25 protein-coding genes are annotated in these 24801 nt (G+C 65.3%); 14 read left to right on the top strand and 11 right to left on the bottom strand.

The window, feature by feature from the left end:
- Positions 1-322: 322 nt before the first annotated feature.
- Both sigK and VZC37_RS22565 read left to right on the top strand, forming a co-directional pair.
- The gene (gene sigK / locus VZC37_RS22570; protein WP_330436020.1) at positions 323-898 is read left to right on the top strand and encodes an ECF RNA polymerase sigma factor SigK; all 576 of its coding nucleotides are present in this window, start codon (positions 323-325) and stop codon (positions 896-898) included.
- A gap of 10 nt (positions 899-908) precedes the next feature.
- The gene (locus VZC37_RS22565) at positions 909-2546 is read left to right on the top strand and encodes a dihydroxyacetone kinase family protein (RefSeq protein WP_330435999.1); all 1638 of its coding nucleotides are present in this window, start codon (positions 909-911) and stop codon (positions 2544-2546) included.
- 15 nt (positions 2547-2561) lie between these two features.
- Here the strand turns inward: VZC37_RS22565 and VZC37_RS22560 are convergent, their stop codons facing one another.
- Positions 2562-3416 carry a class I SAM-dependent methyltransferase gene (locus tag VZC37_RS22560; protein ID WP_330435998.1) on the bottom strand — a complete coding sequence of 285 codons (855 nt, stop codon included), beginning with the start codon at positions 3414-3416 and terminating at the stop codon, positions 2562-2564.
- A gap of 59 nt (positions 3417-3475) precedes the next feature.
- A complete protein-coding gene (locus VZC37_RS22555) occupies positions 3476-4108 on the bottom strand; it encodes a TetR/AcrR family transcriptional regulator (RefSeq protein ID WP_330435995.1) in 633 nt (210 codons plus the stop codon).
- A gap of 74 nt (positions 4109-4182) precedes the next feature.
- Between VZC37_RS22555 and VZC37_RS22550 the strand changes: the two genes are divergently transcribed.
- From VZC37_RS22550 to VZC37_RS22540, 3 genes are read left to right on the top strand one after another with little or no spacing between them, the layout of a single operon-like run.
- Positions 4183-5346 (top strand): hypothetical protein, encoded by a 1164-nt coding sequence (locus tag VZC37_RS22550; RefSeq protein WP_330435993.1) that lies wholly within the window; start codon positions 4183-4185, stop codon positions 5344-5346.
- Complete coding sequence (locus VZC37_RS22545) at positions 5343-6440, top strand: DUF1214 domain-containing protein (protein ID WP_330435992.1); 1098 nt, start codon at positions 5343-5345, stop codon at positions 6438-6440. Before VZC37_RS22550 ends, VZC37_RS22545 begins: the two co-directional genes overlap by 4 nt.
- On the top strand, positions 6437-7693 hold the full coding sequence (locus VZC37_RS22540) for a sulfotransferase family protein (protein WP_330435990.1): 1257 nt from the start codon (positions 6437-6439) through the stop codon (positions 7691-7693). The genes VZC37_RS22545 and VZC37_RS22540 overlap by 4 nt, the downstream gene beginning before the upstream one ends.
- 100 nt (positions 7694-7793) lie before the next feature.
- Here the strand turns inward: VZC37_RS22540 and clpB are convergent, their stop codons facing one another.
- On the bottom strand, positions 7794-10346 hold the full coding sequence (gene clpB, locus VZC37_RS22535; RefSeq protein WP_330435988.1) for an ATP-dependent chaperone ClpB: 2553 nt from the start codon (positions 10344-10346) through the stop codon (positions 7794-7796).
- Between the two features lie 229 nt (positions 10347-10575).
- On the opposite strand from clpB, the gene VZC37_RS22530 reads away from it, so the two are divergent.
- The 6 genes from VZC37_RS22530 (at position 10576) to VZC37_RS22505 (ending at position 15251) form a co-directional block, all read left to right on the top strand.
- A complete protein-coding gene (locus VZC37_RS22530) occupies positions 10576-11529 on the top strand; it encodes a LysR family transcriptional regulator (RefSeq protein WP_330435986.1) in 954 nt (317 codons plus the stop codon).
- 232 nt (positions 11530-11761) lie between these two features.
- Entirely contained in the window at positions 11762-12733 is a 972-nt protein-coding gene (locus tag VZC37_RS22525) for a putative oxygenase MesX (RefSeq protein ID WP_330435985.1), read from the top strand.
- 26 nt (positions 12734-12759) lie between these two features.
- On the top strand, positions 12760-13785 hold the full coding sequence (locus tag VZC37_RS22520; protein ID WP_330435983.1) for a methionine synthase: 1026 nt from the start codon (positions 12760-12762) through the stop codon (positions 13783-13785).
- A 273-nt stretch (positions 13786-14058) separates the two neighbouring features.
- Positions 14059-14439 carry a hypothetical protein gene (locus tag VZC37_RS22515; protein WP_330435981.1) on the top strand — a complete coding sequence of 127 codons (381 nt, stop codon included), beginning with the start codon at positions 14059-14061 and terminating at the stop codon, positions 14437-14439.
- 153 nt (positions 14440-14592) lie between these two features.
- The gene (locus VZC37_RS22510) at positions 14593-14835 is read left to right on the top strand and encodes a type II toxin-antitoxin system VapB family antitoxin (RefSeq protein ID WP_330435978.1); all 243 of its coding nucleotides are present in this window, start codon (positions 14593-14595) and stop codon (positions 14833-14835) included.
- Positions 14835-15251, top strand: coding sequence for a type II toxin-antitoxin system VapC family toxin (locus VZC37_RS22505; RefSeq protein WP_330436018.1), 417 nt, complete (start codon positions 14835-14837; stop codon positions 15249-15251). The genes VZC37_RS22510 and VZC37_RS22505 overlap by 1 nt, the downstream gene beginning before the upstream one ends.
- 58 nt (positions 15252-15309) lie before the next feature.
- Here the strand turns inward: VZC37_RS22505 and VZC37_RS22500 are convergent, their stop codons facing one another.
- The 3 genes from VZC37_RS22500 to VZC37_RS22490 all read right to left on the bottom strand — a co-directional run bounded on the left by VZC37_RS22500 (position 15310) and on the right by VZC37_RS22490 (position 18158).
- The gene (locus tag VZC37_RS22500) at positions 15310-16170 is read right to left on the bottom strand and encodes a DUF1353 domain-containing protein (RefSeq protein WP_330435976.1); all 861 of its coding nucleotides are present in this window, start codon (positions 16168-16170) and stop codon (positions 15310-15312) included.
- Positions 16171-16290: 120 nt separating this feature from the next.
- On the bottom strand, positions 16291-17082 hold the full coding sequence (gene budC, locus VZC37_RS22495) for a meso-2,3-butanediol dehydrogenase (RefSeq protein WP_330435974.1): 792 nt from the start codon (positions 17080-17082) through the stop codon (positions 16291-16293).
- A gap of 56 nt (positions 17083-17138) precedes the next feature.
- On the bottom strand, positions 17139-18158 hold the full coding sequence (locus VZC37_RS22490) for an NADP-dependent oxidoreductase (protein WP_330435972.1): 1020 nt from the start codon (positions 18156-18158) through the stop codon (positions 17139-17141).
- Between the two features lie 126 nt (positions 18159-18284).
- Between VZC37_RS22490 and VZC37_RS22485 the strand changes: the two genes are divergently transcribed.
- From VZC37_RS22485 to VZC37_RS22475, 3 genes are all read left to right on the top strand, one after another.
- Positions 18285-19334: an AraC family transcriptional regulator gene (locus tag VZC37_RS22485; RefSeq protein WP_330435969.1), complete on the top strand. Its 1050-nt coding sequence runs from the start codon at positions 18285-18287 to the stop codon at positions 19332-19334.
- A gap of 174 nt (positions 19335-19508) precedes the next feature.
- A complete protein-coding gene (locus VZC37_RS22480; protein WP_330435967.1) occupies positions 19509-20993 on the top strand; it encodes a carboxylesterase/lipase family protein in 1485 nt (494 codons plus the stop codon).
- Between the two features lie 7 nt (positions 20994-21000).
- Positions 21001-21597 (top strand): TetR/AcrR family transcriptional regulator, encoded by a 597-nt coding sequence (locus VZC37_RS22475; protein WP_330435965.1) that lies wholly within the window; start codon positions 21001-21003, stop codon positions 21595-21597.
- Between the two features lie 9 nt (positions 21598-21606).
- Here the strand turns inward: VZC37_RS22475 and VZC37_RS22470 are convergent, their stop codons facing one another.
- The 5 genes from VZC37_RS22470 to VZC37_RS22450 all read right to left on the bottom strand — a co-directional run bounded on the left by VZC37_RS22470 (position 21607) and on the right by VZC37_RS22450 (position 24742).
- Positions 21607-22065: an SRPBCC family protein gene (locus tag VZC37_RS22470; RefSeq protein WP_330435964.1), complete on the bottom strand. Its 459-nt coding sequence runs from the start codon at positions 22063-22065 to the stop codon at positions 21607-21609.
- Positions 22066-22103: 38 nt separating this feature from the next.
- A complete protein-coding gene (locus VZC37_RS22465) occupies positions 22104-22532 on the bottom strand; it encodes a nitroreductase family deazaflavin-dependent oxidoreductase (protein ID WP_330435963.1) in 429 nt (142 codons plus the stop codon).
- Positions 22533-22618: 86 nt separating this feature from the next.
- The gene (locus tag VZC37_RS22460; protein ID WP_330435961.1) at positions 22619-23227 is read right to left on the bottom strand and encodes an LGFP repeat-containing protein; all 609 of its coding nucleotides are present in this window, start codon (positions 23225-23227) and stop codon (positions 22619-22621) included.
- Between the two features lie 59 nt (positions 23228-23286).
- Positions 23287-24120: an SDR family NAD(P)-dependent oxidoreductase gene (locus VZC37_RS22455; RefSeq protein WP_330435959.1), complete on the bottom strand. Its 834-nt coding sequence runs from the start codon at positions 24118-24120 to the stop codon at positions 23287-23289.
- A 97-nt stretch (positions 24121-24217) separates the two neighbouring features.
- Positions 24218-24742, bottom strand: coding sequence for a Uma2 family endonuclease (locus VZC37_RS22450; RefSeq protein WP_330435957.1), 525 nt, complete (start codon positions 24740-24742; stop codon positions 24218-24220).
- Positions 24743-24801 lie beyond the last annotated feature (59 nt).

Genomic DNA, 24801 nt, shown 5'->3' with positions numbered 1-24801 from the left:
CTACACGCCAGCACACGACTGCTCGACTGGTCACGCTGGCGGCGACAACACCAGCAACGAGCTCGACAGTGCCACCAAAACCGCAGGTCAAAACCACACTAGACACGATCTACGGCTGTAGTACTAGACGACTGATGCGCCGAATGGCCGTTACCTTTCCGTTATCGCGGGTTGCGATCGGGTCGCAGTGGGCGCTCAACAGGGACCGCGCGCTGTCGGCGCCGATAGCGTCATCGACATCGGCACGGAAATGAATGACCGGACGGATGGCTCGATGACTGTTCTCGACGATCGGCACGTCGCGGCGACCGTCGCGCCCTCGATGTACGGGTCGAGTGCCGCCACGGACGTCGATCTCGCGCAGCTACTCCGCCGTATCGGCGACGGGGACCAGGCGGCATTCGCGGACTTCTACGACGGCACCTGCCAGCGGGTGTACGGAATGGTGCACCGGGTTCTGCGCGACGACGGCTACAGCGAGGAGACCACCCAGGAGGTCTACCTGCAGGTCTGGCGTTCCGCGCGAACCTACGATCCGGACGCGGGTTCCGCACTCGCCTGGCTGTTGACCATGGCGCATCGTCGCGCCGTCGATCGCGTGCGGTCGGAGTCCGCATCGAGTCGCCGCGCCAACGCATTCGGCATCGCGTCGCTCCGTCGCGACACCGACGAGGTCATCGACGCCGTCGAGTCACTGGAACGTCGTCGCGACATCCGCGACGGCCTCGGATCGTTGACCGCCCTGCAGCGAGAATCGGTGGAACTGGCCTACTTTCACGGCCTGACCTACCGCGAGGTCGCCGAGCGACTCGGCATCGGCCTGCCGACCGTGAAGTCCCGGATCCGCGACGGCATGCGTCGTCTGCGCGCACACCTGGAACCGGGACGGGCTGCCTAGGGTGGGAGGGGTGACCCCTCGCAACTACGTCCTCAACTCCCCCGGCACCTTCCTCACCGAGTCTCTGCGCGGTTTCGTCGCGGCCAACCCGTCGATCGGCTGGCAACCCGATCCCGGATTCCTGCACCGCAACGATGCCGATGACTCATCCCGGGTGACGCTGGTCTCCGGCGGCGGGTCGGGTCACGAGCCGATGCACGCCGGGCTGATCGGCGCCGGCATGCTCGACGCCGCGTGCCCCGGGTTGGTGTTCACCTCCCCCAACGCGCTACAGGTGGCCGGGGCCACGCGCTGGGCCGACCGCGGCAAAGGTGTGCTGCACGTGGTGAAGAACTACACCGGCGACGTCATGAACTTCCGGATCGCCCGGCACCTGCTCCGCGACGAGGTGGCCACCGACCATGTGCTCGTCGACGACGACGTCGCGACCGAGTCGGAATCGGGCCCCGGACGGCGCGGGACCGGCGCGACCATCATCGTGGAAAAGATCTGCGGCGCAGCTGCTGCCGAGGGTTCTGACCTCGCGGCGGTGGCCGATCTGGGGCGCCGTACGGTGGCGAGCGCACGCAGTTTCGCTGTCGCCTACCGGGCCTGCACGATTCCGGGCGCCGACGGCCCGACGTTCGACCTCGAACCGGGTCAGATGGAGTTCGGTGTCGGCATCCACGGTGAGGCGGGTGAGGACCGGACCGATCAGGTCGGTGCGCGTGAGCTCGTCACGCGCATGCTGGACCGCATCGTGGACTCGCTCGGGCTCACCGGCGGCGATCGGGTGATCTGCCTCGTCAACGGGCTCGGCGCCGCGCATCCGCTCGAGTTGTCGCTGGTGTTCGGTGAGGTGGCCGCCGCCTTGGGTCGACGCGATGTCGTCGTCGAGCGGTCGATGGTCGGCACATTCGTCACGGCCCTGGACATGACCGGCTTCTCGCTCACCCTCGTCCGCGTCGACGACGAGATCCTGCGGTTGTTCGACGCGCCGACCGATGCGCCCGCATGGCCGTCAAGGGTCGGTCGCGGACCGGTGTCGGTGTCCGACATCGCTTTCGCCGAACCACATGACTCCGCCGCGGAGGGTGCGGAATCGGTGTGGCTCTCGGAGTTCGTGGGTCGCGTTCGGGACTCCATCGACGACCTGACCGCGCTCGACCAGCAGGCCGGTGACGGCGACTTCGGTGCCAACATGACCGCCGCGCTCGGCCACTACGAGCTCCCGCTGCGCGGGTCGGACGCGGACGTGCTGACCGCCATCAGCACGTCGTTCCTGGTTCGTGCAGGCGGCACGTCCGGAGCCGTGTTCGGGGTACTGTTCCGCCAACTCGCCTCCGCGTTCGCCGATTCCGACGATGTGGGCGTAGCGCTTCGTGAGGGGACGTCGTCCGCGCTCGCGGAAATCAAGGATCTCGGTGGGGCCGAAGTCGGCGACAACACGATGGTCGACGCCTTGGCACCAGCCGCCGCGGCCCTTTCGGAGGACAAGTCGCTCGGCGAGGTGGCCGAGGCCGCCGAGGACGGCGCCGAATCCACCCGCGACACAACGGCGTCCAAGGGGCGGGCCAGCTATGTCGGCGAGAATGCCCGCGGGGTGGTCGATCCGGGCGCACTGGTCACGTCGTGGTTGTATCGGGCGGCCGCCGACCACGCCGGCTGACCGCTTCAGCCGGCGTCAGGTCGATGGGTTGCCCGCGGTCACCAGCCATGTGCGTCCGATGAACTTCACGACACCGTCGACGGTGTGGCGGCGGATCTCGGCGCGGACGTCGTCGACCAGTGCAGCCCAGCCGTCGAGCCCGAGAGATGGTTCCAACGCGGCACGCGCCCGCTGCCCGGTGGTGGTGGACAGGACCATCGCGAGACGTTCCTCGACTCCGTCGCTGCCGTCGATGCCGTAGTCGCACATGCCGTCGACCGGTTCGATTCCGATGTCGTCCCAGCCCGCGTCGGTGAGGATTTCTCGCACCCTGTCGGCGTCGGCGAAGGCCAGAGGTCCGGGTGCGGCCGGATCGGCAACAGCACCGGATCCGCCTAACCGGTCGGTCAATACGCTCGTGCCGAGGGTGAACATGAGCGGATCGTCGTCGGACCGCCAACACACGAATGTCAGGCGCCCGCCGGCGGCGATAGACCGCCGGATGTTCGCGAACGCCGCCGAAGGGTCCTCGAAGAACATGACTCCGAAGCGGGAGACGACCCGATTGAAGGCCTGGCCGGAATCCGGGGTCAGATCCGCGGTCTGCGCGTCCGCAAGCCGCACCGTCGCGCCGGGGACCCGGCGTTGCGCCGCCGCGACCATCGCCTCGGAGATGTCGACACCGACTGCGGTGGCCCCGAGTCTTGTCGCGTGCTCGAGCAGCGTCCCCGAGCCACACCCGACATCGAGGACTCGGTCGCCGGGCTCGATGGCGGCCGCGCCGAGCAGCGCATGGGTGAACGGCGTGAACACCTGGTCGAACATGGTCTCGTTCTCGACCCAGCCGCGACCGGAGGTTGCCCACGTCTCCTGCATGCATTCGTTCACCATGAGCTCGAGGGTAGCCGCGCACATGCGTTTATCGACCTGCCACGTTTCCGTTTAGGTCTCTACACCTGCCGCACGGGTTCGTCCGCGACGACCACGTGGCCGGCACCCGGCAACCTCTCGAGCTGCGCCATCACATGGTCGACGAACACGGCGCGATCGGTCCCGAGGTTCCCTTCCGACCACTCGATGAACAGTGAGATCAACGAGCCGAAGAGCGTGGCGTACCGCAACTTCGACGCCACGGTCACACCGTTCTCAACCGCAGAGCGGTCGGAGTCGGCGGAGATCAGCGCAAGGATCGATCGACGCACGTAACGGCGAAGACGCACATCCGCGACCGGCTCGACGAACAGGATCCGGCAGACGCGCGGGTCCTCCGCAACAAGTCGAGCCGCGGCGTCGACCCCGGCTCGTCGCCTGACCCAGTCGCCCTCGCCTCCGGTCGCTGCTTCGTCGACCAGATCACGAACCCGACGAAGAGTCCCGTTGTACACCTCGTGCAACAAGGCATCCGTGTCCGCGAAACTCTCGTAGAAGAACTTCTGACTCAGGCCCGCCTCGCGGCACACCGCACGCATCGTCATCGCCGAAACACCCTGTGTGCCGACGAGTTCGACACCAGCGCTGATCAATTTCGCCCTACGGTCGGCCGCGCGGATCTGCGGCGGGAGTTTGCGATAGGGCCTTGACATGCGAACCAGTATAGGTTCAGATTCACATTTGGGAAGCACCTGCTTCCCAAATGTGCGAGGGAGGCGCGGGATCGATGTCGGTCAACGAAACACCCAGTGCTACAGCGGGCGGAGTTCGACAACCCGGCTACGGGAGGCCGCTGCGGATCGGCGTATGGGGCCCGGGCGAGGTCGGTGGCGCGGTGATCCGCGCAGCGGTCGCGGACCCGACCTTCGAGGTCGTCGGCGCGAAGGTGCGCCGGGACGCCAAGCACGGCCGCGACGTCGGAGAGCTCGCCAAGATCGATCCCATCGGGGTGTACGCCACCAGCGACCGCGACGAGTTCCTGGCGCTCGATCTCGACTGCGTCGTGGTGACCCCCGCGCCGGCAGCCGTTCTCAAGGGGCTTGATGACGACGTCATCGCGCTGTTGGAATCGGGAAAGAACGTGGTGTCCACCGCCGCCTATCACAATGTGTCGATGCCCAATTGGCTCAGCGCTTTTCGCCGCTCACCGGAGGAGCTGCTGCAGGCATGCCATACCGGTGGCGCCACCTTGCACGGAACCGGAGTGCATCCGACGTTCATCGTCGAACGACTAGCCATGACGATGGCGGCGGGGATGTCGTCGGTCTCGCATGTGCGATCGGTGGAGGCCGTGGACTTCAGCAGCGCCGGGGCGATGTGGGGCGGATTGCATGGTCTCGGCTTCGGAGCGGACCTCGACACGTTGAGTGCCGAGTCCCCGGTCGCGCGCGGCGGCGACCTCTACTACGGAGACCTCACCGGCAATGTCGCGCACGCACTCTACGGCGTGAGTAGCGACCGGGTCCGGGTGGAGACCTCGTTGCGAGGTTTGCCCGCAACACGGGATGCGACCATCGGGTCCACCGAGATCCGAGAAGGAACGGCCGCGGCCCTACACCTCATCCATCGCGGATTCCTCGACGACCACCACTTCTTCACCAACGAGGAATGCTGGTATCTGGCACCCGAACTCATCTATCGGGGTGATCACCTGCCATTCGACGGATTCTCCGGCAGCATCTCCTACACGCTCATCGTCAGCGGGGAGCCGGCCGAGATGCGGGCACAACTCGAGTTCGGCCCGCACAGCGGACACACCAACCCGATCACCAATGCCTCGGTCCGCGCTGTCCTGGATGCCATCCCGGCGGTGTGCAGTGCCCGACCCGGCGTACTCATCGACGACGTCAGCCCGCGTTATCGGCACGACGACCGGGTGTCGATGGCATGACCGGCGCAGCACCAGACCGTCCGGAAGTCGCTGCGTGGGACGATTTCGTCGAATCGTTGCGCACCGCCGGAGAACAGATGGCCACCGACACGGCCGGTCTCGATCCTGCCGAACAGGCCGATGGCTATCGCGCGCTGCTGCGCGGCGTCGCCAACCAGCTCGGCAGGTTCGAGATCGACCGAGAACGGCCGGAATTGGTGCCCTTCAACGGCTGGCGGCAGAAGTTCCTGATGGACAACCCCGACTTCCGATACTGGGTCGCCGACATACGCGCCGATCGGCGCTACCGGATTCGCGGCAACCGCGGTGACGCCGTCTTCGTGTCCGTCACCACCTACGCACGAACCCAGGGCCTCGACGCGGAAGCGACCGCACGCCTCGACAGTGACGTCATATCCTTCGACGCCGCAGGAAACTTCGAGGTGACTCTCGGCGGAACGGCGCCCCCGCAGGGCGACTGGCTCACCTTGAGCGATCGGACCACCGTCCTCTGGGTGCGGTTCTTTCACGAGGACGTCGATGCCGATCGACTCGGTGAGTGCACGATCGAGCCTCTCGATGATCCGGGGCCGACTGCACCGCCTGACCCCGGTCGCTTCGCGGCGCAACTCGGGCGAATGGGTGCGGCCACGCAGTTCTTGCCGCGGATCTTCACCACCTCCGCGGCGAGCGATCAGGACCCACCGAACGAGATCCGGCACTGGTCGGAGATGGCCGGAGGCTCGGTCTTCACCGAACCCGACATCCACTATCTGCGGGGCGGTTGGCAACTGGAGGACGGCGAGGCCCTCGTCGTCGAGGGCGACCTCGTCGCATGTCGCTACTGGAACATCCTCGCGTACAGCCGGTTTCTGAACTCGCTCGACTACCGCAGTCGTCGGGTCTCCTACACCGGTCGCACCGCGACGGTGACCGACGGACGCTATCGCTTCACCCTGTCCGCCCGGCCCCCGGCGTCCGCCGCAGGTGACTGGATTGACACGGAGGGCAGATCATTCGGGATCGTCGTCATGCGTTTCCTGGCGCCCACCGAGACCCCAGCCCTGCCGCGCGTTCGTCGCGTTCGGCTCGATGAACTGGAGACCGACCAATGAGCGGCTGGACGCCGCCGCCGCGATCACTCGACGCTGCGGCGATCTACGCCGCCGCGGACGCCGACCGCCGGGACCACCCGGACCGCTATCGGCTCGGTCTCGAGGCGGTCGACCTCGTCGTCGAACGCGCGGCCGGGAAGTATGGTCATGCCGCGCTGGGAGATCCGACACTCTGGCAGTCGGGTGTCGAGCAGTACCTCGCATCTGCGGCCGAGGATGGTCGTCTCAACGCGCTGGGCGCACGCACTGCGCAGGACACCGCGGTCGCCAAGCTACGGGCTCGGGCGGCGACAGCCGAGTTCCTGCATTCGCATCCCGGTGTCGAGGACAGAGCGGTCACGCCGCCGATCGTCATCGTGGGCGGTTGGAGGACCGGCACCACCTTTCTATTTCGCCTGTTGGCGCGCGACCCGCGCCTGCGGGCTCCGTTGCCGTCCGAGCTGTACGCGCCGTGGCGGATGGCCGCACTCGATCCAGATGAACGCGAACACCGGATCGAGGCGAGCAGCGGCGGCCACGCATTGCTGCACAGACTGAACCCGACGATGGCGGCGGTCCATGATTCCGGGGCACGGTTGCCCGAGGAATGCGTACTCGGCATGGGAATCTCGATGCGCAACTGGGCGTTCAGCTCCACCACCCGCCTCGATTCGTACGCGGCGTGGCTGGCCGGTGAGGATTTTCGGGGTGAGTACGCAGGGCACCGGCGGATGTTGCAGATGCTCGACGACGGGTCTCGGCGCCGTTGGGTGCTCAAGGCACCGGCCCACACCGCGGAACTGTCGGCACTGGCAGCTACGTACCCGGGTGCGGTGATCGTGCACCTACACCGCGACATCGTCGAGACCGTCTCTTCGGGCGCAAGTCTGTTCGCCACCTACCGCTCGACTTACAGCGACGAGGTCGACGGTTCCGATGTCGGTCGCTTTCAGATCGAGCAGACCGAGCTCTGGTTTCGGCGTGCACTTGAGTTCCGCAATTCTGTTGCAGCGCAGACGGTCACGTGCGTGGACATTGACTATCGGGATCTGGTCGCCGACACATCCGCCGCTGTCCGAGACATCTACGCCGCCGCCGACCTCGAGGCACCGGACGTGCTGGCGATGCTCGAGGCGCACCACGCCGCCCAACCGCGCGGAGCCAAGGGACGACACCATTACGCACCAGAACATTTCGGCATCCGGCCCGACGAGGTGCGAGAACGGATGCGATTCTATGACGATTCCCGACTGCGGGCGGGCCGCAGTAGCTGACGACCGCCTCGGACACCCCGGTGACGACAATCGGCTCCGTCAGAGGGCACCGAGGGGAATACTCCCTCGGACCCACCTGACGGAGCCGATCTCAGTCAGTTCAGCCGAGCACCAACGTGTCTCCGTCGGCGCTGACGTTCACCGGGACGATGTCGCCATCGTGGATGTCACCGGCCAGCAACGACTTCGCGAGCTGATCGCCGATCGCCTGCTGCACCAGCCGCCGCAGCGGACGGGCGCCGTAGAGCGGATCGAAACCACGCTCGGCCAGCCATTCCTTCGCCTTCGGCGTCACCTCGAGTTCCAGGCGACGCTGCGCCAGGCGCTTTCCGAGCTGGGCGAGCTGGATGTCGACGATGGACACCAACTCTTCCGGGCTCAGGGCGTCGAACACAATGACGTCATCGAGCCGGTTGATGAACTCCGGCTTGAACGCCACCCGCACCGCGGTCATCACCTGATCCTTGTCGCCGCCGGCACCCAGGTTGGACGTCAGGATGAGGATGGTGTTGCGGAAGTCGACCGTGCGGCCCTGGCCGTCGGTGAGACGACCTTCGTCGAGCACCTGCAGCAGCACGTCGAACACGTCCGGGTGCGCCTTCTCGACCTCGTCGAACAGCACCACCGCGTAGGGACGACGCCGCACCGCCTCGGTCAGCTGGCCGCCGGACTCGTAGCCGACGTAGCCGGGAGGAGCGCCGACGAGGCGTGCGACGCTGTGCTTCTCGCCGTACTCGCTCATGTCGATGCGAACCATCGCGCGTTCGTCGTCGAACAGGAACTCGGCGAGTGCCTTGGCCAGCTCGGTCTTACCGACACCGGTGGGACCGAGGAACATGAACGAACCGAGCGGCCGGTTCGGGTCGGCGACACCGGCGCGGGCGCGACGAACTGCGTCGGATACCGCGGTCACCGCGTCCTTCTGGCCGATGACCCGGTGTCCGAGTTCGTCTTCCATCCGCAGCAGCTTGGCGGTCTCGCCTTCCAGCATGCGGCCCGCGGGGATACCGGTCCACGACGAGACGACCTGCGCCACATCGTCGGGTCCGACTTCCTCTTGGAGCATGACGTCCTGGCCGGGGTCGGTGCCGGTCTTCTCGAGCGCCGCGGCGAGGTCCTTCTCCAGGCCGGGGATCTTTCCGTAGCGCAGTTCGGCGGCCCGCCCGAGATCGCTCTCGCGTTCGGCCCGATCGGCCTCTCCGCGAAGACGTTCCAGTTCTTCCTTGAGGTCACGCACCGCATCGATGGCGGTCTTCTCCGACTGCCACCGCGCCGACAGCTCGTTCAGCTTCTCCTTCTGGTCGGCCAACTCGCCGCGCAGCTTCTCCAGCCGTTCCTTCGACGCCGCGTCGGTCTCCTTCTCCAGGGCGACCTCCTCGACCTCGAGCCGGCGGACGATCCGCTCGACCTCGTCGATCTCGACGGGCCGCGAGTCGATCTCCATCCGCAATCGCGATGCGGCCTCGTCGACGAGGTCGATGGCCTTGTCCGGCAGGAAGCGTGAGGTGATGTAGCGATCGGACAGCGTAGCCGCCGACACGAGCGCGGAGTCGGTGATGCGCACGCCGTGGTGCACCTCATAACGATCCTTGAGTCCACGCAGGATGCCGATGGTGTCCTCCACCGACGGCTCGCCGACGTAGACCTGCTGGAAGCGGCGCTCGAGGGCGGCGTCCTTCTCGATGTACTTTCGGTACTCCTCGAGCGTGGTCGCGCCGACCAGCCGCAGCTCGCCGCGGGCGAGCATCGGCTTGATCATGTTGCCGGCGTCCATCGCGGATTCGCCGGTCGCGCCGGCACCGACGATGGTGTGCAGTTCGTCGATGAAGGTGATGACCTGTCCGGCCGATCCCTTGATCTCGTCGAGCACGGCCTTGAGGCGCTCCTCGAACTCGCCGCGGTACTTCGCGCCGGCCACCATCGAACCGAGGTCGAGGGAGATGACCGTCTTGTTCCGCAGCGACTCGGGGACGTCGCCGGCGATGATGCGCTGAGCCAGGCCTTCGACGATGGCCGTCTTGCCGACGCCGGGCTCACCGATGAGCACCGGGTTGTTCTTGGTGCGGCGGCTCAGCACCTGCACCACGCGGCGGATCTCGGTGTCGCGCCCGATGACCGGATCGAGCTTGCCCTCGCGGGCAGCCGCGGTCAGGTCGGTCGAGTACTTCTCGAGGGCCTGATACGTGGATTCCGGGTCCTCGGTGGTGACCCGGGAGTTGCCGCGCACGGCGACGAACGCGTCGCGCAGGGCCTGCGGGGTCGCACCGGCGTTGGCCAGCAGCTTGGCGGTGTCGGAGTCGCCGGTCGCCAGGCCCACGAGGATGTGTTCGGTCGACACGTACTCGTCGCTGAGTTCGCCGGCGAGCTGCTGAGCAGCACTGATGGCCGCGATCGACTCGCGGGAGAGCTGCGGCTGCGCACTCGCACTGGCCACCGTCGGGGCCCGGTCCACCAGGGCCTGGGCCTGCGAGCGCACCGTCGACGGGTCCACCCCGACCGCCTTGAGCAGCGGTGCGGCGATGCCGTCGGACTGGTCGAGCAGGGCCACCAGGATGTGAGCCGGGCGCACGTCGGAATTGCCTGCAGAGGCCGCCGCCTGCACAGCAGCGCTCAGCGCTTGCTGTGTCTTGGTGGTCGGGTTGAAGCTGTCCACTCGCGTGTACCTTTCTCTCTGTAACACTCTTTAGTCCATATGGCTCAAGTATGAGCCCACGGTTTGTTCAGCGCATCCAGAGTTGAGCGTATTCCGCTCAAGTTCCAGGTAGAGTGTGATGTACATCACGGTACTGGAGGATGTGGAGCCGCCCGACGTTTGATGGTCAGCCGCGGTCGGGAAGTGCTGCGAGCCGGGATACCCGCAGAGGCCTCGATAGTCTCTTGACATGGAACGGCAGACCGCGGGAGCACTGCGTGGAATCACCCTCCAGCAGTTGCGCTACTTCGTGGAGGTGGCAGCGGAAGGATCGATCAGCGCCGCGGCAGACGTGCTCTATGTGGCTCAACCGACCATGTCCGCGGCGCTCAAGGACCTCGAAAGTCGGCTGGGACGAACGCTCTTCGTTCGTTCGACCCGGGGAGTAACGCTCACCGACGACGGGGCGGAGTTCCTCGGCTACGCACGCCAGGTCGTCGAGCAATCAGAACTTCTGGAACAGAAGTATCTCGGGCGCGGCCCCTCGCGCCGGCTTCTGGCCGTATCGACTCAGCACTACTCCTTCGTCGTCGACGCCTTCGCGCGCATGGTGAAGGCGTCGCAAGCCGCCGAGTATGCGTTCAGTCTTCGCGAGACCCGCACGTGGGACATCATCGAGGATGTCCGCACGCTGCGAAGTGAGATCGGCGTGCTGTATCGCAACGAGTTCAACGCAAGGGTGATCAACAAGCTGATCCGCGAAGCCGGACTGGTCTTCACGCCGCTGTTCTTCGCGTCACCGCACATCTTCATCGCCCGCACGAACCCCCTTGCAGGACAAGCGAGTGTGACGCTGAAGGATCTCGAAGAATTGCCCCGGCTCACGTTCGACCAGGGTGTGAACAACTCGTTCTACCTCGCCGAAGAGATTCTCTCCACCCGTTCATCGAAGCAAGAAATCCGCGTGAGCGATCGAGCAACCATCTTCAACCTGATGATCGGCCTCGGCGGCTACACGATCTCGACCGGGATCATTTCCGACGATCTGGATCCATCGATCGTCGCTGTTCGGCTCGACGTGGACGAGCGCATCGAGATCGGTTGGATCGGTCATGCCTCAGTCTCGTTGACCGCCCAGGCTCAGCGATTCGTGGCGGAGATGCGCGACGTCGTCGCGGAGTTCGGCGTCGACCTACTGACATAGCCAGTACCTATATCAGGCGATCGAAAGTACCAATTAGGCTATGGTAACTTTCGTCCCTACACTGGTCCCCACACCACTTCGGATCGCTGGTTCCCGGCCGTCTTTGGGACCGACACAACGGATCTCGAGCACCGCGACCGCGGCGCGAAGTGTTACCGAAACCGACACAGTGAACCGAGCGTGACCCGTCCGTCGCTTCACTCAGCGCAATCGATTAGGACAACTGATCCGTATGACGAACGAATGTGCGTTCAGCATTGGCACGACACGCTTCGACGAGGACTACACCCCGTCGACCACCTCGCGCGGCACGACGAACTTCGCGAATCTCGCGCGCGGCGAGGATCGCCGGCAGAACCTACGCAATGCGGTGACGATGATGAACACCCGCGTCAACGAGCTGCTCCATTGGGACAATCCGGGTGGTGACCGCTACCAGCTCGAACTCGACATCGTCTCCGTGGACCTGCACCTCACGTCGGTCGGGGACGACGCCACCTTTCCGGTGATCGAAGTCCTCGACGTCGACATCCTCGACACCACCACAGGCGCGCGCACCGAGGGGATCGTCGGAAACAACTTCTCCTCCTACATCCGCGATTACGATTTCAGCGTCCGGCTTCCGGGGCACAAGGCGACGGGAATCCCCAGCGACTTCGGCGATCTGCACGGGCAGGTTTTCCAGCGCTTCCTCGAATCGGACGAGTATCGCGAACGGTTCCCGCAGCTGCCGGTCATCTGCATCAGCGTCTCGACGTCGCGGACCTACACCCGGCTCACGAATCACCACCCGATCCTCGGGGTGGAGTATGTGGCAGACGCACTGTCGCTCACCGATGAGTACTTCGGAAAGATGGGGCTGACGGTTCGCTACTTCATGCCTCCGGGTTCCGTGGCGCCGTTGGCGTTCTACCACCGCGGCGATCTGCTCAACGACTATTCGTTCGTCGCCCTCGCAGGCACGGTCGCGACAATGGAGACGTTCCAGAAGATCTACCGTCCCGAGATCTACAACGCAAACACTGCGGCGTCGGAGGTGTACCGGCCGAGTCTCGACTACGGCAACTACTCCCTTCCGCAGGTGACCTACGACCGTGTCGAGCGCACTCAGCTCGCGACCACGCAGGGAAAGTTCACCGAGGTGAGTCTCATGGAGCCCTACGGCGATGTCCTGGAGCGTTGGGCCACAAAGCAATCGGCCTGACCACGCGAGACCTTGAGGTACGAGAGATGAACACACTTCTTCCCACCACGATCGTCGGCAGCCTGCCCAAGCCCGTGTGGCTTTCGGAGCCCGAGAAGCTCTGGTCGCCGTGGAAGTTGCACGACGACGAACTGCGTGACGGAAAGCTCGATGCCCAGGCGCTCGCGGCCCACGAGCAGTCTCGTGCCGGGCTCGACATCATCAGCGATGGTGAACAGACGCGTCAGCACTTCGTGACCACGTTCATCGAGCACCTCGACGGCGTCGACTTCGACCGGCGCGAGACCGTACGAATCCGTGACCGTTACGACGCGAGCGTCCCGACGGTAGTCCGCGCGGTGACTCGCGAAAAGCCGGTGTTCGCAGCGGATGCGGCTCATCTTCGGGCAGCGACCGACCAGCCGATCAAATGGGCCCTGCCCGGGCCGATGACGATGATCGACACGCTCTACGACGCCCACTATCAGAGTCGCGAAAAGCTGGCGTGGGAGTTCGCGACCATCCTGAATCAAGAGGCGAAGGACTTGGAGGCCGCCGGCGTCGACATCATCCAGTTCGACGAGCCCGCGTTCAACGTGTTCTTCGACGAGTTGAAGGACTGGGGTGTCGCGGCGCTCGAGCGTGCAGCCGAAGGGTTGAGCGCCAAGACCGCCGTGCACATCTGCTACGGCTACGGCATCAAGGCAAACACCGACTGGAAAGCGACACTGGGGGCCGAGTGGCGCCAGTACGAAGAGTCGTTCCCACTGCTGCAACAGTCATCGATCGACATCGTGTCGCTGGAGAGTCACAACTCGCGAGTACCTGTCGAGGTGATCGAACTACTTCGCGGCAAGACTGTCATGTTGGGAGCGATCGACGTGGCCAGCGATTCCATCGAGACGCCTGAGGAAGTTGCCACGACGCTGCGCAGTGCGCTGCCCTTCGTCGACGTAGACAAGCTCTATGCCAGCGCCAACTGCGGGATGGCGCCGCTCGCTCGTGGCGTCGCACGGGACAAGATGGTCGCGCTCGCCGAGGGAGCCGACATTCTGCGCGCTGAGCTCTCATAGTGCTCCCAGGCCTCGCGGGATCTCTTGTCCGCTGTGAGGCCGCTGATCGGCTGGACACCACGTGGTCTCGTGACACCGAGTGTTGTTGGCGAGTACGCCCGCCACGACCTTCGCAGGCTGCTCGCCGGCGTGCTCCGAGCCCGGGCAGCGGGTGCCTGCGACACTCGGGCACCTTGATCGAGGTGACACACGGTGCGTTCGGGCTCATCTCGTAACGTTCGGACCCGTCCATACGAAACTTGTGACATACGCCACTGAAAGGGTGCGTGCGCCATGTCAGCAGCAGGAGTTACCAGAACACAGATGGGTGCCGGCGTTGTCGCGGCACTCACGATCGGTCTCTTGGCCGGTGCAGGCGAAGCGCACGCAGGCGTCAACGACTGCGACGTCCGGTGGAACGCCCTCGGTGCGTCGGCGGTATGTCACGACACCGGCGCTCCCCAAGGCCGGGAGTACGTGTTGATTGTCGAGTGCTGGGGCCTCCACGGCGTTCCCAACAGGTTCCCGCTGTACACGGTCGGCCCCTACACGCAGTCCAGCCGGTGGTTCGTCCCCACCGGTCAGGCGTCGGGGAACTGCAGCACGAGTTGGGGTGCTCCCTCGTTCAATGCCGGCGTCGTGACCGGGGCGCACGTGGAGATCTATCGACAGTAGTGGTCGCCGACCGCACCGCATCTACCTCGCGATCGACAACGTCACGTCTTGTGTACCCACCATCCCCCAAGACCGCCGCGCCCGGCCAGCCGGGCGCGGCAGGCGCGCAGATGGCGAGGTAGCCTGGTACCAATTCCGTATAGGTAGGTACCCATGGCAATGAACATCAAGAACGACCAGACGCACTCGCTGGTCAAAGAGATCGCTCGGCTCACCGGGGAGTCTCAGGAGACGGCGGTGCTGCGGTCGGTCGAACAACGCCTGCGCAGCCTCCGAGCGAACAGCACGGTCGAGACGACGCTGCGCGAGGGTGCGGAACTCAGGCAAATGCTGGGTCTGGAACCGGGCGACGACCCGACCGACGATCTCTACGACGACTCGGGCCTGCCAGCGTGATCGTCGTTGACACCTCGGCCATCATCGCCATCATCGTGCAGGAGTCCGACGCCAGGGTCTACGCTGAAGCGCTTGCGTTGCACCACCCGTTGATGGCGGTACCCACATATCTGGAGTGCTGCATCGTCGCGGATGCGAAGAGGATTCCCGTCGCAAGCCGGAAGCTGGACCGAATCCTCGAGGAGAACGGTGTGGAGGTCGTGGACACCGACAAGGCGCAGGGCGACATCGCCCGCCAAGCGTTCCGCGACTTCGGCAAAGGAATGGGGCATCCCGCTCAACTGAACTTCGGAGACTGCTTTTCCTATGCGCTCGCGATACACCGCAACCTTCCTCTGCTCTGGAAGGGAGACGACTTCACGCACACCGGAGTTCGCTCCGCGCTGCTGGAGATCCAGGACAGCCGAAGCGGCTGAATCCGGAATCTGCCACGCTCCCGATTCATCGGTCCCGGTTCCCCACGCACATGACGTGTCAACGCAATCGACGGAAGACGAGATGCTCGGCGACGAGGTAGACGCCCCATCCGACGGCTGCCATGATGGCTGGGGGCACAATCCACAGTGCGACGCCGGCGGCCACGATGCCTGCGCCGATCTGGTTGCCCCACAGCGGTGCAGCGACGAATATCAGGATGACGGCAACGCCGAGTAACCAATACGTCGACGCGTTCGGCCACGACAAGGCGACGGTCAGCGTCGGCCACGACAGGTCGAAGACCAGTGACCCGACGGCCAGTGCGGCGCAGGAGATTCCCACGACGCTCAGTACGAGCCACCCGACGACGCTCCACATGCGCAACCCGCCGGCGACCCACCGAGTTCGGAGCGCCACGGCCGACCAGATGATCCACCGCCTCAAGAACGGAACTCCGGAGCTGCGCATCATCTCTCGAAAGAACCGGTCGGACAGGGAGTCGCTGCCCAGGGCGCCCCGGTCTGGCTGCTCGGTGATCAGCTCGTCGTGGATCATCGCGGCCAAAGTGTGCTTGCCGTATGAGTTTTCGAACCACCGAAGGAACCGCGGGATGGTCGCCAGATCCGTGGGACTGTCGTCGCGCGGTACATACGTCCGGGCATCGTCGACAGCCCGACGCGCCTCCGTCGGATCCAGTCCCCGCTCAACCAGTTCGTTGACGAGGTAATCCTCCACGGGCGGATGGGAATAGCGGAACTTGCTCAGCACGTCGAACTGCCGCTCGTCGATCTGCACGATGCCGACCCCAGCACTCTCGACGCTCTCGTCGGTGTCGGACGACACGGCGACCTCGAACTTCGAATCTTCTACCGCCCGCCAGACAACCCATCGTTCCCCCAAGCCTGCAGCGTCACCCATGTGCTCTCCGAATCTCGACGATGCACACAAAGTACTTGGCTTGTTGAGCGTGAACTCTCAGATTCACGGAATCTCGATCCCCGGGCCCACCGATCGGCAGGCCCGGGATCGAGTCGATGATCAGCCCTTGATCACGGTGTCACCGAAGTGCTTCGAGAACCGCGGCTGACCGTTCCATGCCGTCACGCCGCCGTCGACTGCGATCTCCTGGCCCGTGACATAGGACGCGAGGTCCGAGGCGAGGAACAACATGACGTTGGCGATTTCCTTCGGCGCTCCCACGCGTGACATCGGGATGTTGTCCATGTAGCTCTGGAACGCATCGGGATGCCCACGCAGCGGTGAGGTCAGCTGCGTCTCGATCAGGCCGGGCGAGATGCAGTTGACGCGGATCTCGTCCAGCGCGTAATCCAGGGCAAGGCTTCGGGTGTAGTTGATCACGCCCCCCTTGGCCGCGGCATATGCGTTGAAGCCGTAGTCTGCGCGGGTGCCGGACACCGAGGCGGTGTTGATGATGCTGCCGCCCTGCTTCATCAGGTGCGGGACGGCATGGCGGCACGTGTGGAACAGGGCGTTGAGGTTGACGTCGACGATCCGGTGCCAGTCGGCCGGATCGATCATGTGGGTACGCCCGTAGATCCCGTAGCCGGCGTTGTTGACCAGGATGTCGAGGCCGCCGAGGAAAGCCACGGCCTGTTCGATCATCGGCCCGATCTGGTCGGGCTCGGCGAGATCGACTTGGACGAACTCGGCCTTGGCGCCTAGCTCATCGGCCAGCTGCTTGCCGCGGTCGGCGTTCATGTCGGCGATCACAACACTCGCTCCGTGCTCGCGGAACAGTCGCACGGCCTGTTCCCCGATGCCGTTGGCGCCGCCGGTGACGATGGCCTTCTTGTCGGTCAGCAATCCCATGATGATTCCTTTTCTGGTTGTGGGAGTGAGATTTCCAGTCATGAAGCGGTTGGCCGTCAGTCGGCCAGCCGGACCAGCTGCTTGCCGACGTTCTCGCCGGTGAAGAGGCGCCGCAGCGCAGTCGGCGCGTTCTCGAGGCCCTCGACGACGTCGATCTGGTTCTTGATCTGCCCCTGGGCGGCCCAGGTCGCGAGGTCGGCGGTCGCCTCCGGCGCCCGGTCGAGGTGATCGAAGACCAGGAAGCCGGTCATCGTGGCACGCTGCAGGGTGAGATTGAACGCGTTCGTGATCGGCGACCGACCCTGGGATTCGCTGTAGCCGGAGACCGACCCGCACAGCGCGATTCGTGCGCCCACCGCGATATGCGCGAGTGCCGCGTCGAGGATCTCGCCGCCGACGTTGTCGAAAAACACATCGATGCCGTCCGGGCACGTCTCGCCGAGTCGGGCGTCCACGTCGTCGTTCTTGTAGTCGATCGCTTCGTTGACGCCGAGTTCGGCGCGCAGCAGGTCGCATTTCCGGGGGCCACCTGCAATGCCCACGACCCGGCAGCCCTTGAGCTTCGCGATCTGACACACAACCGAGCCGACAGCTCCCAATGCACCCGAGACGACCACGGTGTCACCGGCTTTAACCCGGGCCACATCGATCAGACCGATGTAGGCGGTGAGACCGGTGATCCCGAACAGCGACAACGCCGTCGGCGCGTCGACACCGTCGGGCACCGTCACGGGTGGGATGAGGCCACCGAAGGGCGACCCGTCGCTGACCGCGTACTCCTGCCAGCCGAACGCCCCCGACACCACGTCACCGACCTGGAAGTCGGGGTGCTTGGACTCGACGACCTCGCCGACCGATGCCCCCACCATCAACTCGCCGATCTGGACCGCCGGGATGTAGCTGTCGAACTCCATGTAGGTCCGCTGCGCGGGATCGCAACTGAGCCAGCGGTTGCGCACGAGGAACTCACCGTCCGCGATCGAGGGAACGGCGTCGACGACCAGCTCAAAGTGCTCGGGGCCCACGATCCCGGACGGTCGCTGCGCCAACAGCCATCTGCGGTTCTTATCGACCATGAGTCGGTACTCCTTTCATTGATGACTGCAACTTTCACCATCAACTGTGATTTGGACAACGCCAGTCTGCGTCCCACGAGCAGCAAAGTATTGACAGTAGAGCCCAATCCATTGACAGTAAGGGACATGTCTGTGATTCGGGGCACATCGCTGCGGGGTTATCCGGAAGTGGTCACCGAACTCGGTGGCGATCCGAACGCACTGCTCACGTCCGCGGGCATCAGGCCGGATGACGTCGGCGACTTCGACGCTTTCTTCACCTATCTGTCGCTCATCCACGCCGTGGAATCAGCGGCCAGGACGACTCGGACGCCCGACTTCGGACGCCGACTCGCCCAACGCCAGGGCATCGAGATGTTCGGTCCGGTGGGGGTCGCGGCACGCACCGCCGAGTCCGTGGCCGGTGCGATCGACATCTTCGAGAGCTATCTCGGCGCATACAGCCCGTCCAATTCGGTGACGGTCGATCCCGGCGACGAGACGTCGTTCCTGGAGTTCAAGATTCTGATTCCCTATCCGCCCGCGTGTCCTCAGACAATCGAACTCGCACTGGGCGTGATGCTGCGCGTGTTGCGATTCCTGTTGGGGTCGGACTATGCGCCCACTGCAGTCCACATTCCGCACACCCCCCTGGCGCCGCAGGAGGAGTACCGGCGGTATTTCGCCTGTGCCCCGACGCTCTCGTCGGCCAGGGTCGGCATCACCGTCCTGGCAGAGGATCTCCGGCGCCCGCTGGTGCACGACGAGATGGCCCACGGGGTTGTCCTGGACTATCTCGACACCGTCGTCGACCGTCACCGACCCACGATGTCGTCGTCGATACGGCCCCTCATCCGGCAGCTGCTGCCTACGGGTTCTGCCGCGGTTCCGCTCGTCGCCGAGCAATTCCGTTTGCACCCCAAGACTTTGCGCCGTCGACTCGTTGCCGAGGGAACGACTTTCAACGCAGTGGTCGACGATGTGCGCCGCGAGATGGCCGAGCACTATCTCCGGGACCCCGACATCACCCTGAGCCACCTCGCCCGCGAACTCGGCTACGCCGAGCAGAGCGTTTTGTCGCGGTCGTGTCAGCGCTGGTTCGGCTCCAGTCCGGGGACACTTCGAGAGGAGTGGGGCGGCGGTCGGAGGTCGAGGCCTGGGCGCAAACTGAGTCGGGACGCTGACTACCAGCCCTGACCAGGAATTTCCCGCCACTGAGAAATTTTGTCTACCCTGGGACCAGTGAGGCCGAAACGACTGCGTGACACGAACGCCTCCCGTCTGACAGTGCTGGCGGTTCTGGCGACGATCTGCACTGCTGTGGGTTGTGCGACGGCGACCGAACCCACATCGGAACCCACTTTCCTACAGGTGGAGACCACCAGTGGCCATCTTCGCGGCGTCGCCACCGACTCGGGCCGCCAGTTCCTGGGCATCCCGTACGCCGAGCCGCCCGTCGGCGAGCTCAGATGGATGCCACCCGAACCTGTCGACAACCCCGACGCCGATGTGAACGCCGCACGCCCCGGCAGCCCGTGCCCGCAAACCCAGCCGGTCCCCGGTGACCACCCGGAACCGTCCGAGGACTGCCTGACCCTCAACGTCACCACTCCCCGGCAAAACAGTTCTGACACGGCACTTCCCGTCATGGTGTGGTGGCACGGCGGCGGTTACACCAGCGGAGCCGGCAGTTCCTATGACCCACAGCGACTCGCCGATCGCGGAAACGTCATGGTGGTCACCGCCAACTACCGGCTCGGCGTCCTGGGCTACCTGGGATTGCCCGGCATGGAAGGCGGTGGGAACTTCGGCCTCGCCGACCAGATCGAGAGCCTGCGCTGGGTCCGGGACAACGCACCCGCATTCGGCGGCGACCCCGACAACGTGACCGTCTTCGGCGAATCGGCAGGCGCCATGTCCGCTTGTGCTGCACTCACTTCCCCGGCGTCCGACGGCTTGTTGGATCGAGCGGTCCTGGCGTCGGGATCATGCATGCTCAACTGGCCCGACGGCGCGCTCTACCCCGGCGTCCCGGCACAGACCCCGTACTCGTCGGTCGCCGACAATCAGTCCACCAGCGTCGCGGCCGCCGAGCAATTGGGATGTGCCGGAGCGGACGCAGCAAACTGCCTGCGCCGACTTCCCACCGACCGTCTCATGGCCGTCAACCAGAACTTCTCCAACCAGCTCACCTACGGCACCGACCTTCTGCCCCAAAACCCCGCGGATGTGCTGAGAGGTGGTGATCAGCAACAGATTCCGGTGATCACCGGAGGCAACCACGACGAGCAGCGCTCCTTCGTCGGCGGGCTGCTCGCCGCGACGCCGGACGCGGTCACCGCCGCGACCTACCCGCAGCTCGTCGCGACGGCGTTCGGTGATCGGGCACCCGAGGTGTTGACACGGTATCCGCTGCAGCGGTTCGGAAGCCCCGGTCTCGCCTGGTCGACGGTGACCACCGACGCAGCGTGGGCATGTCCCACCCTCGACGGCGCAAGGCTGATGAGCAACCGCGCCCCCGCCTACCTCTACGAGTTCGCCGACGAGACGGCGCCGAACGTCAACCAGATCACCACGATTCCCCAGGGCGCCGCCCATGCGACCGACATTCCGTACTACTTCGATCTCACCGGGACGAACATGCTCCACACACCCCGTCAGCACGAGATCTCCGACGAGATGATCGACTACTGGACGTCGTTCGCACACGATGGCACGCCTCGGATCGAGGGCGGTGTCGAGATCCCCCGAGTAGACAAGAACACCACGCACGCACTGCAGTTCGGCACTGACGCAACCGGGATCGAGGACTTCGCGGCCGCCCACCAGTGCGACTTCTGGTTGCACGAGGGGTAGGAGACATATGCCCTCACCCCGGACCGACAACGACACCTTCATCCACCGGGCACGTCGCACGCAGCTCGTGGACACCGCCATCGCCGTGATCGCCGATCTCGGGACCGATCGTGCGACCATCTCCCGGATCGCCGCACACGCCGGAGTCACCCGCGGTGTGGTGACCTATCACTTCCGCGACCGGACCTCGTTGTTCGACGCGGTCGTCGCGCACGTCTACGAACTCGCCCACCGCGAGCTCGATACCCGCGTCCACACGACGAACGATCCACGAGAGTCGCTGCGTGAGTTCATCATCGGGAGCCTTGACTTCTACGCCGACCATCCGGCTGCGATGGCCGCATTGTCGGCGATCTACCGCTCACCGGACACGCCGCGCTCCGATCGGGCCGAGCATCGTTCGGAGATCACCGATCTGCAGGACATCCTGGTTGCCGGAACCAAGTCCGGACAGTTCCGCGACTTCGACCCGTCGGTCATGGCGGACACCATCCGAGCCGCCCTGGACGCGGCGCTTGTCCGGATCCGCTCGGGCACCGACATCGTCGGGGAGAAACGAGAGCTCTGGGCCATCGTCGACGGGGCGACGCGGATCACCGGTTGAGTAGAAGTCTCAGGGCGTCTCGACCGTCCGCGCGAGGATACCCAGGGTGGCGCGGATGCCGGCTTCGGGAATGATCGGGAAGACGCCACGGAGCTTGTTGTGCACACGGCTCCAGTCGTAATACGACGTGACGCGCGTTCCGCCATCGACGGACTCGAGCTGATAGCCGTACCGATGCTCCAGCGGCGGATAGCCCATGCCGGCGACCGTCCACTCGATCACATCGCCTTCGACATAGGCGGTGATGATGACCCGAACGTCGTACTTACCCATCGGCCGATCGTTGAGGGATTCCCGGTCCATGTGCACAACGAACTCATCGCCGACTGCGGTGACGGCCGGTCCGTCCGCGCTCTGCAGCATGCCGGAACTGTCGATCGCGACGTGACCGGCGGGCGACCGCAGCAGAGCGAAGATCTCCGCACGATCCGCCGCGATCAGGCGCGCCACTTCGAACCGTTCCGTCACACTCTCCGCTGCCGTCTCATGCGAGTCCGGTGTGGACATCAGGAACGACGCAGCGCCAGCACCGGGATCGTCCGGATGCCTTCGGTCTTCGACTCGTACTCCGCAAAGCCGGGGTACCGCTTGGCCTGCTCGCCGTAGATCTCGTCCCGGTCGTCGCCGGTCACCTCGGTGACCGCGACGTCAAAGCTGTCCGTGCCGACCTCGACCGTCGCGCTGCCGGCCGCCGTCAGGTTGTGATACCAGGCGGGATGGGTCGGGGCGCCCGCCTTCGACGCGAAGATGTACATGAGCGACGAGTCCTCGTCGTCGGGCATGTACATCAGCGGCGTCACGTTCTGTTTGCCGCTCTTGCGGCCGACGTGATGCAGGAGCACCATCGGCGCCCCCTCGAACGGGCCGCCCACCTTCCCGTCGTTCTCGCGAAACTCGTTGATGATCTGCGTGTTCCAGTCGTCCGCTTCGCTCATGACCGCCTCTGCTGTCGAAGTATCCCGCCCACTACACGTTTACCACCGAACGCCGGGTTCGTGGGCAGATGGCGGGTGAACAGGTGTCACGGCCAGAAGATGGTGCCGTTCGCGAAGTCCTGGGCGAAACGCGAACCCACACGGTATTCGCCACCGAGCGGCACGCCGTAGTAGCCGCGCGCACCGCCGGCGTCTTCCCACTTGCGCTGGATCTCGCCCCACACGATCTGTGCGCCGCCGGTCTTGCTCCAGCAGATGACGCCGCCTTGGAACTCGTTGGCCCGGCCGCTGCCGGCGCGCTCTTCGTTGCTGGTCGGGTAGCCGAGTGGTCCGCGTTCCCAGCCCGCCCTCTGCCATCGGGCTCGGATCGCGCCTCCGACCTGGTGTGCGGTTCCGTCGTCGACCGCGGGGTGGGTGTAGAAGGAGACATCACGCGCGAAGGTCTGGAACCGCCCACCCTGAGCGGCGGCTCGTTCGGCGGCCGTCGGTGCGCCCCATTTGAAGACCCCGCCACTACCCAGGTAGGCGTCGCCGATCTCGCCGCCGACCGAGTAACCGCCGATCATGATGTCCGCGTTGGCGTTCGGGGCCTGACCGACCACACCGCACGCGAGGGCCGCCAACGCGACGGCCACGAGCCTCGACGTCCATCGTGGTCGACGGGTCAGCGCCCGCGAAGTCTGAGCTGAGAACATGGCACGGAGTCTACGGACCGTGCGGGCGGGTGGGCTGTGCGGCTCCCCACATCTGCTCGCTATGTCAGGCCGACCAGCTCGGCCGATGCCGACCACAGTCCGTCGATGACGTCCTGGTGCCGGGCCTGCGGGTTCTCCAGTCCGCGGGCACGGTGACGGTGGAAGTAGACGCCATTGATCTCGGGGTCTGCGCCTCGGCGGGCGAGCGTGATCAGTGGCTCGGCACCCTGTTCGGGTGTGATGGTGCCGAGGTGACGTAGCGGCGTGCGGTAGTACAGTCCGAACACCCACGACCCACGTCCGAAACTGGTCGCCACGGCGCCCGGATGAACTGCGGCGGAATAGATCTTGTCGTCGGTCCAGCGCTGGGCGATTCCTCTGGTGAACATGATGTTCATGAGTTTGCTGGTGCCGTAGGCGAAGGTGTTCGAGCCGCGTCCGCGTTGTCGGTCCAGGTCGGACAGGTTGACCCGGCCGATCAGGTTGCCGATGCTCGATGTGTTGAGTACCAGCGCCCCGCGGTCGGCGGCCGCGAGTTGTTCGCGCAGCAGGTTGGTGAGCAGGAACGGCGCCAGGTGGTTGATCTGGAAATGCGGTTCGTGTCCGTCGGCCGTGCAGGTCTCGGAGTCAAAGGTTCCGCCGGCATTGTTGAGCAGCAGATCGATATGCCCGAAACGGCTGTGCACCCGTTTCGCAAGGTCGCGGACGTCGTCGAGCCGGGAGAAGTCCGCGATCAGCCCGGTGGCGCCCGTGTCGGCGGTGATCGCCTCGAGTTTGTCGGCGGAGCGTCCCACCACCACCATGTCGATGTCGGGACCCGCCAGGGCTCGCGCGGTGACCGCGCCGATGCCGTCGCTCGCGCCGGTGATCACCATCGTCGTGCGGGAACTCATCGATTGTCAGCCGCTTTCGTCTCGGAATCGTCGACGCCGCGTCATTGACGACCAGTATCGACCACCAACGTCGATCGAGTACTCGAATCGGAAAGACTCAGTCGAGAGTGATACGCAGCGGCCACGGCGACGATGTCACGATCGTGCCGTCGTAACGGGTCGCCTCGTACCCGGCGTCGGTGAGACGGAGTGCGGTGACGGTGTGGTCTTCGTCGACGATCCAGTAGTGCGGGATACCGGCCTCGGCGTACTCGCTGCTCTTGGTCACCCGGTCGGTGCGACGCGAACCCGGCGACACGACCTCGACGGCGAGGATCACCTGATCGGCGCCGATCTGTGCATCATCGGATGCGGTCGGGCGGACGATGAGGTCAGGGATTCGGACCGTCGGCGGCATGCGCGGGTCGATGACGACGTCAACCTCTGGAAGCACCTCGAGGCCGGCGGGAATCTGGTCCATGAGTTGCCGAGCGATGCTCAAGGCGACCCGTGCGTGCGAAGGGGTCGGCCGGGGCGACACTATGCGTACGCCTTCCTGCAGCTCGACCCGAACTCCGTTGTCCTCGCCGAGTGCCCACCACTCATCCAGCGACAGCAAGTGGATGCGGGCCTGACCGGTCATGATGGCAGTGTAGTTCGTTTCGAAATGTCATGTGGCCGAGACTGTCACGCGGCACGCGC

Origin of the sequence: Gordonia sesuvii, from assembly GCF_036350415.1 — a bacterium.
In the GTDB taxonomy this organism is placed as follows: domain Bacteria; phylum Actinomycetota; class Actinomycetes; order Mycobacteriales; family Mycobacteriaceae; genus Gordonia; species Gordonia sesuvii.
Note: the sequence above shows the minus strand (reverse complement) of the source record. Positions and strands in the feature narration are given on the sequence as shown.